The 19,537-nt window shown below is 72.5% G+C and carries 17 protein-coding genes; 3 read left to right on the top strand and 14 right to left on the bottom strand.

Going from position 1 to position 19,537, the window contains the following annotated elements:
- Nucleotides 1-87: 87 nt before the first annotated feature.
- Nucleotides 88-1,497, top strand: a complete 1,410-nt coding sequence (locus OG985_RS40065; RefSeq protein WP_371673292.1) for a DUF2252 domain-containing protein — start codon at nt 88-90, stop codon at nt 1,495-1,497.
- An 85-nt stretch (nt 1,498-1,582) separates the two neighbouring features.
- Here the strand turns inward: OG985_RS40065 and OG985_RS40060 are convergent, their stop codons facing one another.
- Nucleotides 1,583-4,297: a LuxR C-terminal-related transcriptional regulator gene (locus OG985_RS40060; RefSeq protein ID WP_371673291.1), complete on the bottom strand. Its 2,715-nt coding sequence runs from the start codon at nt 4,295-4,297 to the stop codon at nt 1,583-1,585.
- Nucleotides 4,298-4,602: 305 nt separating this feature from the next.
- On the opposite strand from OG985_RS40060, the gene OG985_RS40055 reads away from it, so the two are divergent.
- Both OG985_RS40055 and OG985_RS40050 read left to right on the top strand, forming a co-directional pair.
- The gene (locus tag OG985_RS40055) at nt 4,603-6,669 is read left to right on the top strand and encodes a SpoIIE family protein phosphatase (protein ID WP_371673290.1); all 2,067 of its coding nucleotides are present in this window, start codon (nt 4,603-4,605) and stop codon (nt 6,667-6,669) included.
- A 130-nt stretch (nt 6,670-6,799) separates the two neighbouring features.
- On the top strand, nt 6,800-7,186 hold the full coding sequence (locus OG985_RS40050) for a hypothetical protein (RefSeq protein WP_371673289.1): 387 nt from the start codon (nt 6,800-6,802) through the stop codon (nt 7,184-7,186).
- A gap of 75 nt (nt 7,187-7,261) precedes the next feature.
- On the opposite strand, the gene hypE is transcribed toward OG985_RS40050, so the two are convergent.
- The 13 genes from hypE to OG985_RS39985 form a co-directional block, all read right to left on the bottom strand.
- Complete coding sequence (gene hypE / locus OG985_RS40045; protein ID WP_371673288.1) at nt 7,262-8,341, bottom strand: hydrogenase expression/formation protein HypE; 1,080 nt, start codon at nt 8,339-8,341, stop codon at nt 7,262-7,264.
- Complete coding sequence (gene hypD / locus OG985_RS40040) at nt 8,334-9,458, bottom strand: hydrogenase formation protein HypD (protein ID WP_371673287.1); 1,125 nt, start codon at nt 9,456-9,458, stop codon at nt 8,334-8,336. The genes hypE and hypD overlap by 8 nt, the downstream gene beginning before the upstream one ends.
- Nucleotides 9,455-9,781, bottom strand: a complete 327-nt coding sequence (locus tag OG985_RS40035) for a HypC/HybG/HupF family hydrogenase formation chaperone (RefSeq protein ID WP_371673286.1) — start codon at nt 9,779-9,781, stop codon at nt 9,455-9,457. The genes hypD and OG985_RS40035 overlap by 4 nt, the downstream gene beginning before the upstream one ends.
- 50 nt (nt 9,782-9,831) lie before the next feature.
- Nucleotides 9,832-12,243, bottom strand: a complete 2,412-nt coding sequence (gene hypF / locus OG985_RS40030; RefSeq protein ID WP_371673285.1) for a carbamoyltransferase HypF — start codon at nt 12,241-12,243, stop codon at nt 9,832-9,834.
- Nucleotides 12,240-13,049 carry a hydrogenase nickel incorporation protein HypB gene (gene hypB, locus OG985_RS40025; RefSeq protein WP_371673284.1) on the bottom strand — a complete coding sequence of 270 codons (810 nt, stop codon included), beginning with the start codon at nt 13,047-13,049 and terminating at the stop codon, nt 12,240-12,242. Before hypB ends, hypF begins: the two co-directional genes overlap by 4 nt.
- A 3-nt stretch (nt 13,050-13,052) precedes the next feature.
- The gene (hypA, locus tag OG985_RS40020) at nt 13,053-13,448 is read right to left on the bottom strand and encodes a hydrogenase maturation nickel metallochaperone HypA (protein ID WP_371673283.1); all 396 of its coding nucleotides are present in this window, start codon (nt 13,446-13,448) and stop codon (nt 13,053-13,055) included.
- A gap of 149 nt (nt 13,449-13,597) precedes the next feature.
- Complete coding sequence (locus tag OG985_RS40015) at nt 13,598-13,702, bottom strand: hypothetical protein (protein WP_371673282.1); 105 nt, start codon at nt 13,700-13,702, stop codon at nt 13,598-13,600.
- Between the two features lie 74 nt (nt 13,703-13,776).
- Entirely contained in the window at nt 13,777-14,328 is a 552-nt protein-coding gene (locus OG985_RS40010) for a hydrogenase maturation protease (RefSeq protein ID WP_371673281.1), read from the bottom strand.
- On the bottom strand, nt 14,325-15,761 hold the full coding sequence (locus OG985_RS40005; RefSeq protein WP_371673280.1) for a hypothetical protein: 1,437 nt from the start codon (nt 15,759-15,761) through the stop codon (nt 14,325-14,327). The genes OG985_RS40010 and OG985_RS40005 overlap by 4 nt, the downstream gene beginning before the upstream one ends.
- Nucleotides 15,758-16,468, bottom strand: a complete 711-nt coding sequence (locus tag OG985_RS40000; RefSeq protein WP_371673279.1) for a DUF6084 family protein — start codon at nt 16,466-16,468, stop codon at nt 15,758-15,760. Before OG985_RS40000 ends, OG985_RS40005 begins: the two co-directional genes overlap by 4 nt.
- On the bottom strand, nt 16,465-17,133 hold the full coding sequence (locus tag OG985_RS39995) for a DUF5947 family protein (protein WP_371673278.1): 669 nt from the start codon (nt 17,131-17,133) through the stop codon (nt 16,465-16,467). Before OG985_RS39995 ends, OG985_RS40000 begins: the two co-directional genes overlap by 4 nt.
- A complete protein-coding gene (locus OG985_RS39990) occupies nt 17,130-17,735 on the bottom strand; it encodes a hypothetical protein (protein ID WP_371673277.1) in 606 nt (201 codons plus the stop codon). The genes OG985_RS39995 and OG985_RS39990 overlap by 4 nt, the downstream gene beginning before the upstream one ends.
- A complete protein-coding gene (locus tag OG985_RS39985; protein WP_371673276.1) occupies nt 17,732-19,516 on the bottom strand; it encodes a nickel-dependent hydrogenase large subunit in 1,785 nt (594 codons plus the stop codon). Before OG985_RS39985 ends, OG985_RS39990 begins: the two co-directional genes overlap by 4 nt.
- Nucleotides 19,517-19,537: the final 21 nt, after the last annotated feature.

The raw sequence follows: 19,537 nt of genomic DNA, 5'->3' as shown, positions 1-19,537 counted from the left end.
CGGTGACCGCGTCGCCCGCGCGAGTCGGGTGCGCGCCACGGCGCCGTCACCGCGTGCCACTGGGACGGGGTCCGGAAGGTTCGAGCCATGACCATAGCCAGTGCGTTCACGGCGTCCCCGTCACCGGCCGAGAGAGCGCGGTACGGCAGACACGCCCGTACGCGCGCGTCCCGTTCGTGTCATGGCTGGTTCGAGGCCGAGTCGAAACGCCCGGACCCCGTCGAGGTGATAGAGGAGCAGTCGGCCACCCGGCTCAAGGACCTGGTGCCCATCCGCTACGGCCGCATGCTGGAGTCCCCGTTCCGCTTCTACCGGGGCGCGGCGTCGATCATGGCGACGGACCTCGGGCCCCTCCCCAACACCGGTCTGACGGTCCAGCTCTGCGGAGACGCCCACCTGCTCAACTTCCGGTTGCTGGCCTCGCCCGAACGCCGTCTCGTCTTCGACATCAACGACTTCGACGAGACCCTGGCCGGGCCCTTCGAATGGGACGTCAAGCGACTGGCGGCCAGCTTCGCGATCGCGGGCCGCGCCAACGGCTTCTCGGTCAAGGAACAGAACGGCATCGTGCGCGCGTGCGTGCGTGCCTACCGGGAGCGGATGCGCACCTTCGCCGGCATGCGCACCCTGGACATCTGGTACGCCCAGGACGACGCCGACCACATGCGCGAACTGATGGCCTCGTCGATGGACAAGGAGGCCAGGCGCCGTACGGCAGAGGCGACGGCGAAGGCCCGTACGCGCACCCATCTCCAGGCCTTCGAGAAACTCACCCGGGTCACGGCGGAAGGCCGGCGGATCGCACCGGACCCACCGCTCATCATCCCGCTCCGCGACCTGCTGACCGACTCCTCCGGGGACGCCGAGGAGAAGGAACTCCGCACCGTCGTGGACGCCTACGCGCGGACCCTGTCGTCGGAACGACGCCACCTGCTGCACCACTACCGCCTGGTCGACATGGCCCGGAAGGTGGTCGGCGTCGGCAGCGTCGGCACGCGCTGCTGGATCCTGCTGCTGCTCGGCCGGGACGACACCGACCCGCTTCTGCTGCAGGCCAAGGAGGCACAGGAGTCCGTCCTCGCCGCCCACACCGGCGGCGACCGCTACGACAACCAGGGCCGCCGTGTGGTCGCCGGCCAGCGCCTCATCCAGACCACCAGCGACATCTTCCTGGGCTGGACCCATGTCACGGGCTTCGACGGGCGCGGCAGGGACTTCTACGTACGGCAGCTGCGGGACTGGAAGGGCATCGCGCGGCCGGAGATGATGAACCCCGGCCTGCTCCGTCTCTTCGCACGACTGTGCGGGGCGTGTCTGGCGCGGGCCCACGCCCGTTCCGGCGACCCCGTCGCGATCGCCGCCTACCTCGGCGGGAGCGACCGCTTCGACCGCGCGCTCACCGGTTTCGCCCAGGTGTACGCCGACCAGAACGAGCGGGACTTCGAGACGCTGGGGGCCGCCGCCCGCTCCGGCAGGATCCGGGCCGAGAGCCTCTGAGCCGGCCGGCGTCTTCGGTGGTCGGCACTTTCGGGTCCCGCGGGGAATCGGGGCCCTCGGGGCCCGAAAGGTCCCGGCCGCCCGGTCACAGCAGCCGCAGCTCGCGCGCGCGGCGGACCGCGTCGTTGCGACGGTTCACCGCCAGCTTCCGGTAGACGCTCTTGAGGTGGGTCTTGACCGTGTTCACCGACACGTACAGATCGGCCGCGATCTCCTGCGTCGACATCATCTGGGCCAGCCGTTCCAGCACGTCGTGCTCCCGCCCGCTCAGTTCCTCCACGACCGGCGGGAACCGGTCCTCGGGCCGGGGCGGACCACCGTGCGACGGGGCACCGGGGGTGAGCCAGCCCTCCGTCAGCGATCGCAGCGGTGCCGTGCTCAGGAGGGGCCGGATCCACGGTCCGGCCTCCAGGAAGGGGCGCCGCAACCGCTCGGGCCGGGCCTCCCGCAGTGCCTGCGCGACGAGGCTGCGCGAGGTGGCCGAGTCCCCCCTCGCTTCCGCGGCCTGCGCCCTGACCAGCGTCGCCCGGACGGTCACCGCCGGCCCGACGCGGCCGTCGGGAGGCACGAGGTCGAGGAGGTCGAGCGCCGCGCCGTGCTCGCCCACGGCGAGGTGGGCCCGCGCCGCGCCGACCGCACACGCCACCTGGTCCCCGGGCACCCCCCGCAACAGCTTGACGGCTGCCTCCGGGCGCCCCTCCGCCAGGTGTGCGGCGGAGGCCACCAGCGCCGTCTGGCCCTCGGCCCAGGGTGAGACCACGGCCGCGGTGACGGCCGCGTCCGCCCGTTCGAGCGCGGCCTGCGGGTGGCCGCGGGCCAGCAGCAGGCGCGCGGTGGCGATGGCCCGGCCCGCTTCCATCACCGGGTCCCGCATCGCCGGGTGGGATTCGGCCGCCTCGTCGAGGAGGCTCTGCGCCTGGCCGAGTTCGTTGCGGTCGACGGCCACGGCGGCGAGGACCAGCCGCCCGATTCCGGAGCCGGAGGGCTGCGACAGGCTGAACCGCTCCGTCTCGGTCAGCGCCTCCATGGCCCTGCGCTCCGCCCTGCCGAGCCACCCGTTCAGATAGTCGATCAACGCCAGGCGGCCCAGTGAGTCCTCGCGCGGGAGCGCCGTCGCGGCCCCGCCGGAACCCTCGGCCACCGTGGACAGAACGGCACGCGCGTCGTCGAACCGTCCGGCCCACAGCCTCGTCGAGCCCAGATGGGTCAGCAGGAGTGCGGTGAGTTCGGGATGCTTGTCGAGCAGGTGCGCGGGGACCTGCTCCCACAGGTTCCCGGCCGCCTCGGCCGCCATCTCCGCCCGCGCGGGCGAACCGGTCAGCCTGGCGGCCAGGGCTTCCAGCAGGGCACAGCTCAGCCGGGCGGCCGCGAGCCCGTACGTGTCCTGGTCCGCGCCCTTCTCCTCCGCCAGGCTCCGTTCCGCGTGATGCAGGTGGGTCAGGCCGCGGTCGAGGTCGCACCGGGACAGCTCGCGGGCCGCGCGGACGAGGTCAGGGGCGGGACCCGTGGCCTCCGATCCCATACCGGAGAACAGCTCGGCCAGGTCGTCGCAGCGCAGGCCGGTGAAGAGCTGGCCGATGGCGAGGTCGTCGACGAGGGTGTCGGCGGTGAGCTCCCAGTCGCCCGCGGCGGCGCCGTGCCCGAGGCTCTCCGCGAGGGCGCCGGAGTGCCGCAGCCATCGGGCGGCCCGGCGGTGAAGTTCGGGCTCCAGACCGGGGGACCGCTCGCGCAGGTGTGCCCGGAGGATCTCCGCGAACAGCGGGTGGAGCCGGCACCAGGCGTGGCCGAGGTCCTCGACGAAGGCGTTCTCCCGGTGCAGCGCGGCCAGGATGGGTCCGGCGTCGGTGCGCTCGGTGAGCACGTTGGCCAGCTCCGGGCAGAAGCGGTCCAGGACGCTGACCCGCAGCAGGAGGTCCTGCGTCTGGGGAGTCTGCCGTCTGAGCACCTCCGCCAGCAGAAAATCGGCGACCGTGGTGCGGTCGGCCTCGAACTCCTTCAGATACGTCTCCGGGTCCGGGCGTTCCCGCGCGGCCAGGGCGCACAGCCGCAGTCCGGCGGCCCAGCCCCGGGTGCGCTCCACGAGCGCACGCGCGGCGGGCACCGGCAGGGACAACCCGTGGAGGTCCAGGAGCGCGGCCGCCTCCTCGGCGGTGAAGGCCAGCTCCGCGTCCCTGATCTCCGTCAGGTCCCCGGCGGCCCGGTACCGGTGCAGCGGCAGCATCGGTTCCGTACGCGTCACGAGGATCAGACGCATCCCGGCTCCGGCGTTGCGCAGGACGAAGCCCAGTTGCTCGGCGACCTGCGGGTCGGTGACCCGGTCGTACTCGTCGAGCACCACGATCACGGGCCGGTCCCGGCCGCTCAGATCGGCGGCGAGCCGCGCGAGGAGCGCGTGGTCCACGTGGCCGGCCTCCGCGGGGAAGTGGACTTCGGGGGGCAGCGGCACACCGGAGACACGCAGCGTCTGGAGCAGGTACGCCCAGAACATCCCGCAGCCCTGGTCCGCCGCGTCGCTGGTGAGCCAGGCGACGGACCGGTTCCGCCCGCTGGCCCAGTCGGCGACCAGCAGGGTCTTGCCGGCGCCGGCGGCTCCGTTGACCATGGTCAACGGTGTCAGAAGCGCCTGGTCCAGGTGCGTGGCAAGGCGCTTGCGGCGCAGAAACGTGGCCGGCCTCGCCGGTATGGCGAACCGGGTCCGCATGAACGGATCACCCTGGGGGTCCGCGCTCGGCGCGTTGCCTCCCGAACCGTTCTTCCCGAAACCGGCCATGGCGCTCACCACCACTGCTCGACGGATCATGGGCAGCGCTCATCTCCCAGCATCCCAGTGTTCCCCCGCGCACGCTCGCCGCACGGGCGCTTCGACCCCATCGGCCCGGCCCCACGGTGGCGCGTCGCAGGTCTGCGACGCGCCACCGTGGGGCCGTCTCCTCGGGTACGGCCGTCTCCTCGGGTACGGCCGTCTCCTCGGGTACGGCCGTCTCCTCGGGTACGGCCGTCTCCTCCGGGTGCGGACAGGACGGCCGCGGAGCACCCTGGAGGCGCGCCCGGTTCGCGGCAACCGCCCACCGGAGCAAGCACAGGACCGAGCTCGGAGGTATCCCCGTGGCGCACGGCGATCCCGGCCGGCACGTCGCCGAGACGGCGGTCTCGATGCTGGAGGCGCTGTTCACGCAGTCACCGATCGGGCTCCACCTGCTGGACACCGATCTACGGGTGGTGCGGATCAACGCCACCACCCCCGCCATGCGGGGCGTGGTTCTGGAGGACCTGGTGGGGCGGCCGGCCCGGGACGTCTACGCCATGGTCGAGGGCGACGTGGAGGCACTCCTGCGTGAGGTGCTGGACACCGGCGTCCCCGTCCAGCAGCGCATCATGCGGGCGCGTGTCGACGGCATCCGGCCCCAGGAGCGGCGGTTCGAGGTCACCGCGCTGCGCCTGGTGGACCCGGACGGGTGGGTGCTCGGGGTGGCGGTCACGTCGGTCGACGTCACCGAGCGGGAGCGGGCCCGTGCCCGGACCGTGGTGCTGGACGCCGTACGCGGCAAGGTGGGACGCATCCTGGACCCGGCCGTGACCGGCGAGGAACTGGTCGAGGCGGTGGTCCCCGCGTTCGCCGACATCGCGGTCGTGGAGGTGGTGGACGCCGTGATCCGCGGCGGCGACCCGCCGGTGGCCCCGGCACCCACGGGCACGCCCGTGATGCGCACCGCGTTCCGCAGCACTCATGCCCGGCCGCAGCAGGCGCATCCGGTGGGCGAGGTTCGCCGGCTGCCCGCGCCGACACCGTTCACCCAGGCCCTGGCAGACCTGCGTCCGCGCGTGGTCCCGCTGCACGCGGCCGCGCCATGGCTGTCCGCGGACCCCCCGGTCGCGGAGGCGATCCGCTCGGCCGGAGCGCATTCCCTGCTGGTGGTGCCGCTGGCGCTGCGTGACGCGGCCCTCGGCATCGTGAGTCTGTACCGCACCGGAGACTCGGCGCCCTTCGACGAAGCCGACCGGGAGCTCGCGGTGGAGCTGGCCTCGCACACGGCGCTGTGCCTCGACAACGCCCGGCGCTACGCCCGGGAGCACACCGTCGCCGCGACGGTCCAGCGCCAACTGCTGCCGCGGCGCCCTGTGAGCCACGCGTCGCTGGAGACCGCCTACCTCTCCGTCACCGGGGCCGATCCCGGCTCCTGGTACGACACCATCGCGCTGTCCGGCGCCCGCACCGCCCTCGTCGTCGGCAAGGTGTCGGGACACGGACTGAACGCGGCCGCGACCATGGGACAGCTGCGTACCGTCGTACGCTCCCTGACGGCGTTCGACCTCCCTCCCGACGAACTCCTCGCCCGCCTGCACGGCACGGCGGGCCATCTCGCCGCCGAGCGCGGACATCTCCCGCTCGGTGATGCGCTCCGCCGGGACGTACTCACCGCCGACTGCGTGTACGCCGTCCACGACCCGGTGACCGGCAGGTGCACGATGGCCACGGCCGGCCGGCTGGGCCCCCTCGTCGTACGCCCCGACCACACCGTCAGCCTCCCCGCCTCACCGGGTGGGCCGCGGCTGGGCACGGCGGAGGGTGCCCCCTTCGCGGCCGTGGACGTCGAGGTCCCGGACGGCAGCGTCCTGGTGTTCACCAGCGATCCGGTCCTCACCGCGTATCTCGCCGAGGCCCCGGGGCCGCTGCCGTCGGCGCCGGACTACCGCGACCGCCCGATCCAGGAGCTCTGCGACGCCCTCGTCTACGCACTCCCGGCCGGCCTCGGGGCCGGTGACGCCGCGGTGATCGTCGCGCGCACCCGGGCGTTCTCCCCCGACCGGTTCGTGGCCTGGCCGATCGATCCGGACCCCGCTGCCGTGGCCCTCGCCCGACGCCGTACGGCCCGACAGCTCGCCGCGTGGGACGTGGACGACGAGACCGCCTTCAACACCCGGCTCATCGTCAGTGAACTCGTCACCAACGCGGTGCGGTACGGCAGCCCACCGCTCGAACTGCGGCTGATCCACGACCTCACCCTGACCTGCGAGGTGCGGGACACCGGCTCGGACGCGCCACTCCTGCGCCACGCGGCCGGTGTCGACGAAGGCGGACGCGGGCTGTTCATCACCGCGCAGCTGGCCCAGGCCTGGGGCGTCCGCTACACGGCCCCGGGCAAGACGATCTGGACCGAGCAGTCGCTCTGACGGCCCACATGTCCGCCACCCACATGTCCCAGGCGCACATGCCCCACCGATATCAGAGTGGGACAATTGGTCGCATAGCGGAGGTGCGCCATCCGCGTCTCCCACGGAACGGAAACAGGCAGGTCAGTCCATGCCGAACAAACCACATCCCTCCGAGCCGTCGCACGGGAAAGGCCCGAGCCGTCACCAGGGCGAAGGACAGCACGGCTGGTCGCCCGACGTGGACGAGACGCGTCAGCAGGACAACCCGAGCGCCCACCGTTCCTTCCACGCGGAGGAGCACGCCGGCGAAAGCGGCCGGGGCCGGAAGAAGTCCGCGCAGGAGAAGAAGGCCGTGCCCGGCGACACGGTCAAGAGCGCCAGCACACGCGGTGAGGAGTACGCCGAGCAGGACGAAGAGGGCATGGGGAAAACCGAGCGCAGGGGGCGTTCCCAGCGCCCGGCCGGCGGCAAGGACGCTTCCGCGTTCTCGGGCGTGGACCCCAAGGATCCGCCGTCCGGGCAACGACCCGGCTAGTGCCGCAACAGGCAACGTTCACCCGGCACCTCCCCTCCGGCCGGACGGCTCCTAGCCGCCGGCCGGAGCCGGGGATCAGCAGATCCGCGGAAGCTGCTCGCCGAGCGGCAGGTCCACCACCCGCGTGCCCCCGAGCCCGGTGCGGGCCACCACCAGGCCGGGGTGTTCCGCGACGGCCTCCCCGATGATCACGGAGTCCGCTCCCAGCGGATGTGCGCGCATCGCCTCGAGCACCGCGTCGGCGTGCTCACGCGGCACGAAGGCCACCAGCTTGCCCTCGTTGGCGACGTACATGGGGTCCAGACCCAGGATGGCGCAGGCATTGGCCACGGCCGCCGGGACGGGCACGTCGCGCTCCCGGACGACCACCCCCGCGCCGGAGGCCGCCGCGATCTCGTTCAGCGCGGCGGCCAGCCCGCCCCGCGTGGGGTCACGCAGCACGTGCAGATCCGGGGTGACGGCGAGCATGGCGTCGACCAGGCCGCCGAGCGCCGCGCAGTCGCTCTCGATCTCCACACCGAATTCCAGACCCTCGCGCACGCTCATGATCGCCACACCGTGGACGCCGATGGCACCGCTGACGATCACCACGTCGCCGGCGACCACCCGGCCCGGGCGCAGATCGACGCCCGGGGGGATGAGGCCGATGCCGGCCGTGTTGATGAAGATCCCGTCGCCGTGTCCGGCCTCCACCACCTTGGTGTCGCCGGTCGCCACCTCGACGCCCGCGGTGCGCGCCGCCGCACCCAGCGCCTCGGCCACCCGGGAGACGACGTCCAGTTCGACGCCCTCCTCCAGGATGAATCCGCAGGACAGGTAGGCGGCCCGGGCGCCGCTCATGGCGAGGTCGTTGACGGTGCCGTTGACGGCGAGGTCGCCGATGCTGCCACCGGGGAAGAACAACGGCCGTACCACGAACGAGTCGGTGGAGAACGCCAGCCGGGCACCGCCCAGGGTGAGAGCGGCGGCATCACCCATCTGGGCGAGCACCTCTCCCCCGAAGGCGGGCGCGAAGATCTGCTGCACCAGTTCGGCGGACAGCGCCCCGCCGCCGCCGTGGCCCATGACCACACGGGGCCGGTCGCGCAGCGGAGCGGGACAGGTCCAGGCCTCGACGTCGAGCGCCGGCCCGCGGAGATCGGTGGTGTCAGACAACGGGGGTCGCCTCCCGGGCCGCGTTGGTGATGTCCAGTCGCCGGTAGAGGTAGTACGCGGCGCAGGCGCCCTCGCTGGAGACCATGGTGGCTCCGAGGGGGTTGCGGGGTGTGCAGAGCGTGCCGAAGGCCTCGCACTCGTGCGGCTTGAGGAGCCCCTGCAGGACCTCGCCGCTGCGGCACTCGGCCGGTTCACGGGTCTGGATGCCTTCGACCGAGAAGCGGTGTTCCGCGTCGTGGTCGCGGTACTTCGGGGCCAGCCGCCAGCCGCTGTCGGGGATCACTCCGATGCCGCGCCAGGCACGGTCGGTGACCTCGAAGACGTCCTCCAGCATCGCCCGGGCGGCCGGGTTGCCCTCCGGGCGGACGGCGCGGGCGTAGGCGTTGTCGACGGTGTGCTCGCCGCGCTCCAGCTGGCGGACGGCGCGGCGCACGCCTTCGAGGATATCCAGTGGCTCGAATCCGGTCACGACGATGGGCACCCGGAAGCGTTCGGCCAGTTCCGGGTACTCCCCCACGCCCATCACGCTGCACACGTGCCCGGCCGCGAGGAAGCCCTGCACACGGCAGCTCGGCGAGCTCATGATGGCCTCGATGGCGGGTGGTACGCGCACATGCGACACCAGCATGCTGAAGTTCGTGACGCCCAGCCTGCGGGCCTGATGGACCGTCATGGCGTTGGGCGGCGCGGTGGTCTCGAAGCCGATGCCGAAGAACACCACCTCGCGGTCCGGGTTCTGCTGCGCGATGCGCAGGGCGTCGAGCGGCGAGTAGACGACGCGCACGTCGCCGCCCTCGCTCCGGACCTGGAACAGGTCCCGGCCGGTACCGGGCACCCGCAGCATGTCGCCGAAGGAGCAGAAGATCACGCCCGGCCGGGAGGCGATCTCCAGGGCCTTGTCGATGACCTCCAGCGGGGTCACGCACACGGGACAGCCCGGCCCGTGGATCAGCTCGACCTCCTTGGGCAGCAGTTGGTCGATCCCGTGGCGGATGATGCTGTGCGTCTGCCCTCCGCAGACCTCCATCAGGGCCCAGGGCCTGGTCACCGTGGCGTGGATGTCGTCGAGGAGCCGGCGGGCCAGCTCGGGGTCCTGGAACTCGTCGATGTACTTCACTTGCGCACCTCCTCGACGACGTCCTCGCCCGCGAGCGGGAGCGTCCCGCCTCCGCCCGCTTCGGCGGCCATGTCCCAGGCGTCGCCGAACTCCTCCTGCAGCAGGCCGATTTCGGCGAAGAGTTCGAGTGTCTGCTTCGCCGACTCCTCGTCCAGGCGTTGCAGGGCGAACCCGACGTGCACGATGGCGTACTCGCCGACCTGGAGGTCGGGCAGGTACTCCAGGCACACCTCCTTGACCACGCCGCCGAAATCGACGGTGGCCATTCGGGTGCCGTCACGTTCCTCGATGTCCAGCACTTTGCCGGGTACCGCCAGGCACATGTGCCTCTCCTTTCGTGTGAGTCGCGCGTTGCCCGGTGCTGCCGGGACAGTTATCGGTCGGCGGCCGTGGCCGGGGCCGTCGTGGCACGGGCGGCGACCATGAGCTGGCCGAGGGCCAGGCCGCCGTCGTTGGGCGGGACCAGGTGGTGCCGCACAACCGTGAAGCCGTCCTCGCGCAGGGCCGCGGCGCAGGCCGAGGAGAGCAGGGTGTTGGCGAACACGCCGCCTGTCAGGGCGACGGTGTCCAGCCCGTGGCGTTCGCGGGCCCGCACGCACATCCGGTGCACCAGGCCGGTGACGGCCCGGTGGAAGCGGGCCGCGATGAGGGCGGGTCGTGTGCCGGCCCGCAGGTCGCCGACGATCGCCGCCAGGACGGGGGCCGGATCGGCCCGTACCGTGCCGCCGCCGTCCGGCTCCGGTGTCCGGAGGGCGAACGTGTAGGTGGTGACGTCCTCGGCGGGCGCGTTCAGCGCGGCCGCCTCGAGTTCGACGGCCGCCTGGGCCTCGTATCCGACCAGGTGGCACACGCCCGCGAGGGAGGACACGGCGTCGAAGAGCCGGCCCATGCTGGACGTGGGGACACAGTTCAGGTTCCGCTCCAACTGCCGTGCCAGTACCAGGCGTTCGTCGGGCGGACAGGCGGCGGCACAGGCGAGGTCGGCCGACCAGCCGATCCCCGCCGCGCGCAGGTGGGCCAGCGCCATGCGGTACGGCCGGCGTACTGCGGCGTCGCCACCGGGCAGCGGGACGTACGCGAGGTGCCCGAACCGGGTGAAGCCGTCGTAGTCGGCGAGCAGGATCTCGCCGCCCCACACGGCACCGTCGTCGCCGTGTCCGGTGCCGTCGAAGGCGACGCCGATCACCTGCCGGCTGCCGTCCAGTCCGTGTTCGGCCATCGCGGCGGCGACGTGGGCGTGATGGTGCTGGACGCGTACGACGGGCCGGCCGGCCGCGTTCCGGCCGGCCCAGCCGGCCGAGCGGTAGCCGGGGTGCCGGTCGGCCACCAGGGTCGTGGGCCGCACTCCGGTGATGGACTGCAGTTGCGCCGCGGCACGCTCGAAGGCCCGCTGGGTGCCGAGGTCGTCCATGTCGCCGATGTGCGCGGACAGCCAGGCCCGCCGGCCCTCCCCGACGCAGAACGCGTTCTTGAGGTCCCCGCCGACGGCGAGAGCCGGGCGCACGGGAAGCGGAAGGGGGATCGGCAGCGGGGCGTAACCGCGGGCCCGGCGGATCATCAGCGGTTTTCCGTCGCTGACGCGGACCACGGAGTCGTCGCACGGGACGTGGATCGCCCGGTCGTGCGTGAGCCAGGCGTCGGCGAGGTGCGCCAGCCGCTCCAGTGCCTCCGTGTCGTCGGTGACGATGGGTTCACCGGCCCCGTTTCCGCTGGTCATCACGAGGAGCCGGGGGCCGTCGGGGTCGCCGGGCAGACCGAGCAGGAGGTGGTGCAGGGGCGTGTACGGCAGCATGACGCCGAGGTCGGGGCTGCCGGGGGCGACCGCTTCGGCCGGCCGCACGGCACCTGCCTCCGGGGCGGTGCCGGTCCGTCGTCGCAGCAGTACGACGGGCCTGGTGGCGCCCTCCAGCAGGCTTCGCTCCTCGCGGCCCGGTCGCACGAGGTGCGCGATGTCGTCCACGGTCCGGGCCATGACGGCGAACGGCTTGTCACCCCGTCCCTTGCGGCGTCGCAGCAGCGTGACGGCCGCGGCGTTCGAGGCGTCGCAGGCCAGGTGGTAGCCGCCCAGGCCCTTCACGGCGAGGATCGCCCCGCGGGCGAGAAGCGCGCGGGCCCCGGCGACGGCGTCCGCTCCCTCGACGCTCTTCAGCCCTCCGGCGGAAGCGCCGCGTGGCACCAGCAGACGCAGCCGCGGCCCGCAGGCGGGACAGGCGACCGGCTGCGCGTGGAAGCGCCGGTCGGCCGGATCGGCGTACTCGCGGGCGCAGTCGGCGCACATCGGGAAGCCGGCCATGGTGGTGTGCGCCCGGTCGTAGGGGACGCCGGTGACGATCGTGAAGCGCGGGCCGCAGTGGGTGCAGTTGACGAAGGGGTGGCGGTGTCGCCGGTCGGCCGGGTCGGCCAGTTCACGGAGGCAGTCGGCGCAGGTGGCCGTGTCCGGGGAGACCAGGGTGCGCACCGGCCCGTCGGTCCGGGAGGCGAGGATGGTGAAGGCGCCGCCTCCCGTGGCGGGCAGCTCCAGCTGGTGCACGGACTCCACGTGAGCCAGCGGGGGTGCCTGCGCGGCGATCCGCTCGCAGAACCGGGCGACGGCAGAACGGGTCCCCTCGACCTCGGCCACCACGCCCTCGGGGGTGTTGGTCACATGCCCGGCCAGGGCGAGTTCGGTGGCGAGGCTGTACAGGTACGGCCGGAACCCCACGCCCTGGACGACGCCCCGCACGGTGACGCGACGGCGCGCCGGCACGTCGTCGGCCACGACGGCCGGAGGCGGCGGACCGCTCACGAGCGGTTCCGCGCCATGGCACCGGCGCCGTGTGTGTGGACCTGCCCGTCGCCGTGGTGGTGGGCGACCGCCTCGTCGTGGCCGTGCGCGTGCGCGTGCCCGTGTCCCGGGCCGTCCGGTCGACGGGCCATGACGGGGGTGTGCAGGGGCGCGCCGTCCGCCGCCGCCAGTGCCCTGTCGAGCAGCTCACCGATCGCGCGGCCCCGGCGTGCCGACGTCAGCAGGATCTCGACCCCCGGGTTGATCCGCTCGACGTTGGCGCGGAAGGCGGTCTCGTCGAACTCGACGGCTTCGGCGATGTCGGTCTTGGTGACGACGACCAGGTGGGCGAGGCCGAACGCGGTGGGGTACTTCAGCGGCTTGTCCTCGCCCTCGGTCACGGAGGCGAGGACGACTCTCAGGGTCTCCCCCAGGTCGTAGGAGGCCGGGCAGACCAGGTTGCCGACGTTCTCGACGAACAGCAGCCGGGTGTCGTCGGGCAGCCAGCCGTCGAGGTGTCCGCCGAGCATTCCGGCCTCGAGATGGCACAGCCCGTCGGTGAGGACCTGCTTGACCGGGACGCCCGACCGGGCCAGGCGCGTGGCGTCGTTCTCGGTGGCGAGGTCGGCGGTGAGTCCCGCGACGGGCACCGACCGCTCCCGTGCCAGCAGCAGCTCGCGTTCCAGCAGCGCGGTCTTCCCGCTGCCGGGGCTCGACAACAGGTTGACGATCGTGGTGCCCCGGGCCGCCAGGTCGGCGCGCAGGGTGTGCGCCGTCGCGTCGTTCTTGGCGAGCACGGCCTGTTGCAGGTCGACGACACGGCACATGGTTCAGCGCTCCTCGGAGATCGGTTCGCGGGTTTGCGCGTGCGGCCGGCCGTCCTCCCAGTGCACGCTGACGATCTGCAGTTCCCGGCCCGCGAGCAGGTCGGTGCTCGTCCCGCCGCACTCAGGGCAGCCCAGCCGGGGCGGCATGCCGACGGCCCATTCGTGTGCGCAGTCCGTGCAGCGGGCCCGCCCCGGTACCGCTTCGGTGACCAGTTCGGCGCCTTCCAGCACGGTTCCGGCGCAGGCCAGTTCGAAACAGAAGGAGAGGGAGTCGGCCACGACACCGGCCAGTTCACCCACCTGGAGCCGGACCGACCGCACCGCCGTGACGTCACCGGCCTGCGCGGCGGCCTGCTCGACCTGGTCGACCACGGCGAGCGCCACGGACATCTCGTGCATCGGTCTCAGTCCTCCCAGGGCCGGCCCGCACATGCCTCGGCGGGTTCCATTAGAGGTGAGCGGTCCGGGCCGCACGGCCCGGCACGCCGTCACCCGCCGACGCGTACGCCGTTCGACGCAATCTCACGGCGTGGGCGGGACAAGCCCGTTCACATCCTGCGGATCCGCAGGTAGCGCCTGATGTCGGGAAGGAGCTGCGCGGCAAGGGCCGCCGCGGCGACGAGGGCCGCGCCGCTCACGATCGTCTTCTTCATCCCGTGTCTCCTCACGTGCTTCACTCGGCTCACTGGTTTCACCTGTCTCACTGATCTCACTCGTCTCACTGGTCTCATGGGGAGGCCTCGCCGACAGCGGCCGGTGAACCGGCGCCCGCCGACCCGCCGTCCGACAGCAACTCCTCGATCAGCCGAACGGCCCGCGGTACGGCCTCGGACACCGGCCGGCTGAGCCCGATGCCCTCCTCCAGCGAGGCCGGTTCGCAGCCGACGATCAGCGTGCGCCGCGGCGGCTGCCCGCCGGTCCCGGCACAGAGCGTGTCCAGCAACGCCAGGACGGTGTCGGGGGTCATCCCGTGCCCGTCGAGCGCGGGCCCGCTGTCGGCCGCGTCCGTGCCGGGGCTGTCGTGCTCGATCACGTACAGCGTGCCGGGGCGCCGGCCGCGTGCCGTGGCGTCCACGAGGACGAGGGTGTCGTAACCGTCGAGGAGCTGGTACGCGAGATGCACCCCCCGCACGCCGATGTCCACGACCTCGACGTGCTCGGGCAGTTGCCGTTCGACGAGGCCGCGCACGGTCTCCACGCCGAAGCCGTCGTCCCCGAGGAAGATGTTGCCGATGCCGGCGACGAGGGTTCTCGGGGCTGTTTCCGGGGGCCGGTTCACGCCTCGTCCTCCAGTGGTGTGACCTCGTCCGGCTGGAAGTACAGGAAGCGGCCCTGCTCCCGGCGGATGTCGGCGCCCGGGTCGCCCTCGACCGTGACGGCGAGGTGCACCCCGCCGTCCACGTCGTGCAGTACCGCCTCGACCTTCGCGCTGCGGCCCTGCAGGAACAGGTCCTGCGCGTCGGAGCGCCGCAGGCCCGGTCGCAGCAGCACTCGACTGCCCGCGCCCAGCGAACGGCCGTCCACGACGACGCGGTCCTGTGCGGGGTCGAAGCCGGCCTCGCTCGCCGGGTCCCACCACGGGGTGTCCGGGCGGGGCACTCCGTGCTCGTCGGGGAACCCTTCGGCGGCCGGTTCGGCGGTGCTCGCCCCGCCGGTCACCTCACGCAGGCTCCGTACCGCCCCGTGCAGCCGCTCCAGCACCTCCGCGGGCATCGAGTCCGCGAGGTCGATCACCGCGGCCGCCCGCTCGTCGGTGCCGCGGGCCTCGCGCTTCTCCTGGTCGGTGAGGGCGGCGGTCCGCAGTGCGAGGATCTCGTCGATCTCGAGGGAGTCGTAGAGCGCGCCGGGGCTCTCCGGTGCGATGGCCGGGTGGTCCTCCAGGATGATCGGCGAGGACAGCACGAGGTCCCCGCGGCCGGGTTCACCGGCGAGGACGGGCCAGGTGTGCAGGTTGCGGCAGGTGGCGACGGCGCCCTTGGCCCACTCGGGCGGATCGGTCATCGACAGGAACGACCCGGCGCTGAGTGCCATGAGGAGGTGCGAGGCCACCAGGGAGTACGGCAGCGCCGCGTCCCGGTCGGCGCCGTGGCCCTCGGGGGGCGTCCACGGGGTGGTGTTCTCGACCACGGCGGTCAGCCGCAGGGCCCGGTAGGGGCCGTCGATCTCGCGGGCGGACAGCCGCACCGCGCCGCTGATCTCCTCGGAGCGCCGTACCGTACGGCCGACGGTCCGGCCGGCCGCGTCCAGCACCGGGGCGACGTCCTCCCGCGCGGGACGTCCGAAGGGGACGGTGATGCCGTCCCCCAGCAGGTCGTCCACGGCCGCGACGACCTCGACCCGCTCCTCGGCGCCCTCGTCCCAGGGCACCAGCACCCGGTCGTCCAGCTGGAGTTCGCGCACCGTCTCGAAGCCGCCGTCGGGGCGGACCCGCTCCACGGTCCGCCGCCGGGCGTGCAGGAAGCGCAGCTCGACGGAGAGGGTCGCGCCGGCCTTCGGCTCCATCAGACACTCGGTGTGCTGGAAGTCGTGCTCCTCGCACTCGGCGCCCCAGGCCGGCGGCACGAGCACCCCGAACTGCCAGCGCAGCCGGTTCTTGGCCGCCGAGGCCCGGTAGGGGTAGAGCACGTAGCCCTCGAACAGGACGGCGTCCGCCACCTGCCGGGCGAGGTCGAACCGTGCCTCCGTCTCGGGGGCGAACGCGGTCACGGTCACGGCTCGGTCCTTCCGACGGGGGTGGTGCTCGTGCCGGTGCCGGTGAGTGCGAGGAACGGGTCCGTCCCGGGCGGGTCGGCGGCACCGCTGTCGTCGAGCAGGGCCCGCAGGGTGGCCTCCCAGGAGGGCAGCGCGCGCCGCGAGCGGTAGGCGAGAAGGGCGTCCATGGTGTCGCGGGGCAGTCGGATCCAGCCGCACCCGGGGAAGTGCTGCTCGACCATCTCCCGCCACACCGGGACCGGCATCCGGAAGGCGGCCTCGCGGTCCCAGGGGATCGGCTCGACCTGGAAACCGCCCGCTCCGGTGAACGCCGTACCGGAGAAGAGCAGCAGCAGGGGAACCTCCCCGCCCTCGAGCGCGGCCAGGTAGCGGGTGGCGGCGATGTCCATGTCGTAGGTGCAGGGCACGACGAGGTCGACCTCGGTCTCTCCGGCGAAGCCGGGGACCATCAGGGGCACCTGGGCGAACTGCACCGGCTGGAGGGTGCTGCCCCAGCGTGAGCGCTCGCCGAAGAGGTCCGCCAGGCCGTCGGCCTCGGCGGCCTCGTAGCCGCGGCGGGCGGGTTCGATCCGGATCTGGCAGCGCAGCGCGAGAGCGTGCACGCGGGCGCCGCCGGCCGCCGTGACCCGAAGCCGGAAGACGAGGGTCGGACCGGCGGCGTAGCGGTCGGCGCGCACGCCGGTGCACGCGAAGGAGAACTCCGTCACGGCGCTCCCGTCTCGCGGACGGGCCTGGCCTGTCGCACGACGTTCTCGAAGAACGCGTCGAGGGCGGCGCGGGCCTCGGCGCCGCCGTCGAAGCCCTGCCACAACAGGCGCATACGGCCCACCAGTTCGTAGCAGATGTCGATCGGCACCAGGTAGCACTCGCAGCGGCCGTCGGTGCGGCGCAGCAGCAGCGCCTCCACGTCGGACTCCAGCAGCGCGGTCAGCCGGCTGCCGCCGAGGACCTCGGTCCAGGTGGCGGGTTCGAGTTCGCTCTCGGTGGCTCCGGCGGGGCTCGGGTAGAGGGCGACCAGGCGGTCGAGCGCCGCGTTGTGGAAGAAGAAGGCGACGCCGACCGGGATCTGCAGCGCCTCCCACGCACGGTCGTCGAGGTGATGGCCGGGGTCTGTGAGGTAGCGGGCGGGGACCGCGCGGAAGCGGCCCGCCGCGGCACCCGGCTGTTGCATGAGCAGTGCGCACGGCACGCAGGCGCAGACGAGGGCGCGTTGCTCGACGTCGACGAGGTGACGGTGGTCCGACTCGGCCACCGTCACCGCGCACAGTTCGCACCGCTCCTGCGCGGGCGGGCGCTCGGCGAGGAACCTGCGAAGGCCGGAGACACCCGGCCTCGGGCCGGGTGTCCGCAGGGGCGCCGGGAACCCGCTCATCGCGTCTTCGCCGGTGCCGGACCGGCCGCCGCTGTCGTCCTGGCACCGGACCCGGCACCCGGCTTCGGGCCCGTGCCGATCTGGAGCAGCGCGGGTTCCTTGGCGGCTGTCTGTACGTCGACGGCTGTGACCTCGGGCGCGAAGCAGGCGAGCGCCTCCTCGGCGGCCTGCTGGGCGCCGCCTGTGCCGGTGCCGCAGCCGCAGCCGCCGCCCGCGGAGGCCCGCAGACTCAGGGTGCCGCTCTTCTCGTCGAAGCCCACCCTTTCCAGGCCGTGGTCCTGGATGCTGTCGAGGGCCCGGGCGATGCGGCTGTCGCGGTCCTCCGGGTGGAGGTCGTGCAGCACCAGCAGGCTCGCGACCAGGTCGTCGCCGAGCAGGCGCGCGAGCGGCTCGCCGGAGGTCCGCCGCTCGCCGGGGGCGGACAGCAGCTGGAGGATGCGGGCCAGTCCGGAGCCGTAGAAGTCCATGAGGGAGCGGACGAGTTCCTCCGCCGCCGCGGCCGCCGCCGGGTCGCCGGTGGCGGCCAGGCGGTTCAGCACATCCTCGATGCGGCGTCCGGTCTGCTCCGCGTTCACGGGCCGCCCGGCCGGCGCCGCGCTCATCCGCCCAGTCCGCTCAGGCCGGTGGGCACGTGCATCTTCTGTACGGTCTTGCCGCCTCCGACGTACATGTGGACGCCGCAGGGCAGACAGGGGTCGAAGCTGCGGACGGCCCGCATGATGTCGATGCCCTTGAAGTTCTCGGGCGTGTTCTCCTCGAAGATCGGGGTGTTCTGCACCGCGTCCTCGTAGGGGCCGGGGGTGCCGTAGGTGTCCCTGGTGCTGGCGTTCCAGGGGGTGGGCGGGTAGGGGTGGTAGTTGGCGATCTTGCCGTCGCGGATCACCATGTGGTGGGAGAGGACGCCTCGGACCGCCTCGGTGAAACCGACGCCGAGACCCTCGTCCGGCACCTCGAACTTCTCCCAGGTCTGGGTGCGTCCGGCCCGGACCTCCTCCAGCCCCTTCTCCGCGAAGTGCAGGGCGATGGCGGCGGTGTAGGCCTGGAAGTAGGTGCGCGCGCGGTTGCGCTCCAGCGCGTTGCTCCAGCGCGGGATCTTCCACTCGAAGGTGGTCTCGGGCTTGGTCATCGTGCGGGGCAGGTTGATCACCACGCTGTGGCCGGTGGCCTTGACGTAGCCCGTGTCGACGAGCCCGGACAGGGCGGTGGACCACAGCCGGGCGATGGGGCCGCCGCCGGTGTCGAGGGCCAGGTGCTCCTTGCCGTCGAACCAGCGGGGCGACATGACCCAGCTGTACTTGTCGTCGAAGTTGCGCTTCTGCGGGGCGGGGATGGTGTGCTGGTTCCACGGGTGGCGCGGGTCGACCGGGTTGCCGAGCGGGTCGTGGGTGACGAACTGCTCCTGGCCCTGCCAGTCCTCGTAGTAGGAGCTGCCCAGCAGGATGCGGATACCGAGGTTGATCTCGGTGAGGTCGTTGGTGACGAGTTTGCCGTCGACGATGATGCCGGGCGTGACGAACATCCGCCGGCCCCAGTCCGTCATGTTGGCGTAGGTGAAGTCGCAGTACTCGGGGTCGTTGAGCGCGCCCCAGCAGCCGAGCAGGACGCGGCGCCGGCCGACCTCCTCGTACCCGGGCAGCGCCTCGTAGAAGAAGTCGAAGAGGTCGTCGTGCAGCGGTACGACCCGCTTCATGAACTCCACGTACCGCATCAGGCGGCTGAGGTAGTCGGTGAAGAGCTGTACGGAGGCGATGGTGCCGACGCCGCCCGGGTAGAGCGTGGAGGGGTGCACATGGCGGCCCTCCATGAGGCAGAACATCTCCCGGGTGTAGCGGCTCACCTGGAGGGCTTCGCGGTAGAACTCGCCCTCGATCGGGTTCAGCGACCGCATGATGTCGGCGATCGTGCGGTAGCCGTGCTCCCCGGCGTGCGGTGCCTCGGTGCGTTCGGCCAGTTCCAGGACGCCGGGGTTGGTCTCCTTGACCATCTTCTCGCAGTAGTCGACCCCGACCAGGTTCTCCTGGAAGATGTTGTGGTCGAACATGTACTCCGCGGACTCGCCCAGGTTGATGATCCACTCAGCGAGGTGCGGGGGCTTCACGCCGTACGCCATGTTCTGCGCGTACACCGAGCAGGTGGCGTGGTTGTCACCGCAGATCCCGCAGATCCGGCTGGTGATGAAGTGGGCGTCGCGAGGGTCCTTGCCGCGCATGAAGACGCTGTAGCCGCGGAAGACCGACGAGGTGCTGTAGCACTCCGCGACCCGCTTCTGCTTGAAGTCGATCTTGGTGTGGATGCCGAGGCTGCCCACGATCCGGGTGATCGGGTCCCAGGCCATCTCCACCAGGCCACTGCCGTCGCCGGCCGCCTTCGTCGTCGGTGCCATCGTGTATGCCGTGCCCTTCGT

Origin of the sequence: Streptomyces sp. NBC_00289, assembly GCF_041435115.1 — a bacterium.
In the GTDB taxonomy this organism is placed as follows: domain Bacteria; phylum Actinomycetota; class Actinomycetes; order Streptomycetales; family Streptomycetaceae; genus Streptomyces.
This window is presented reverse-complemented; position numbering and strand designations above follow the sequence as displayed.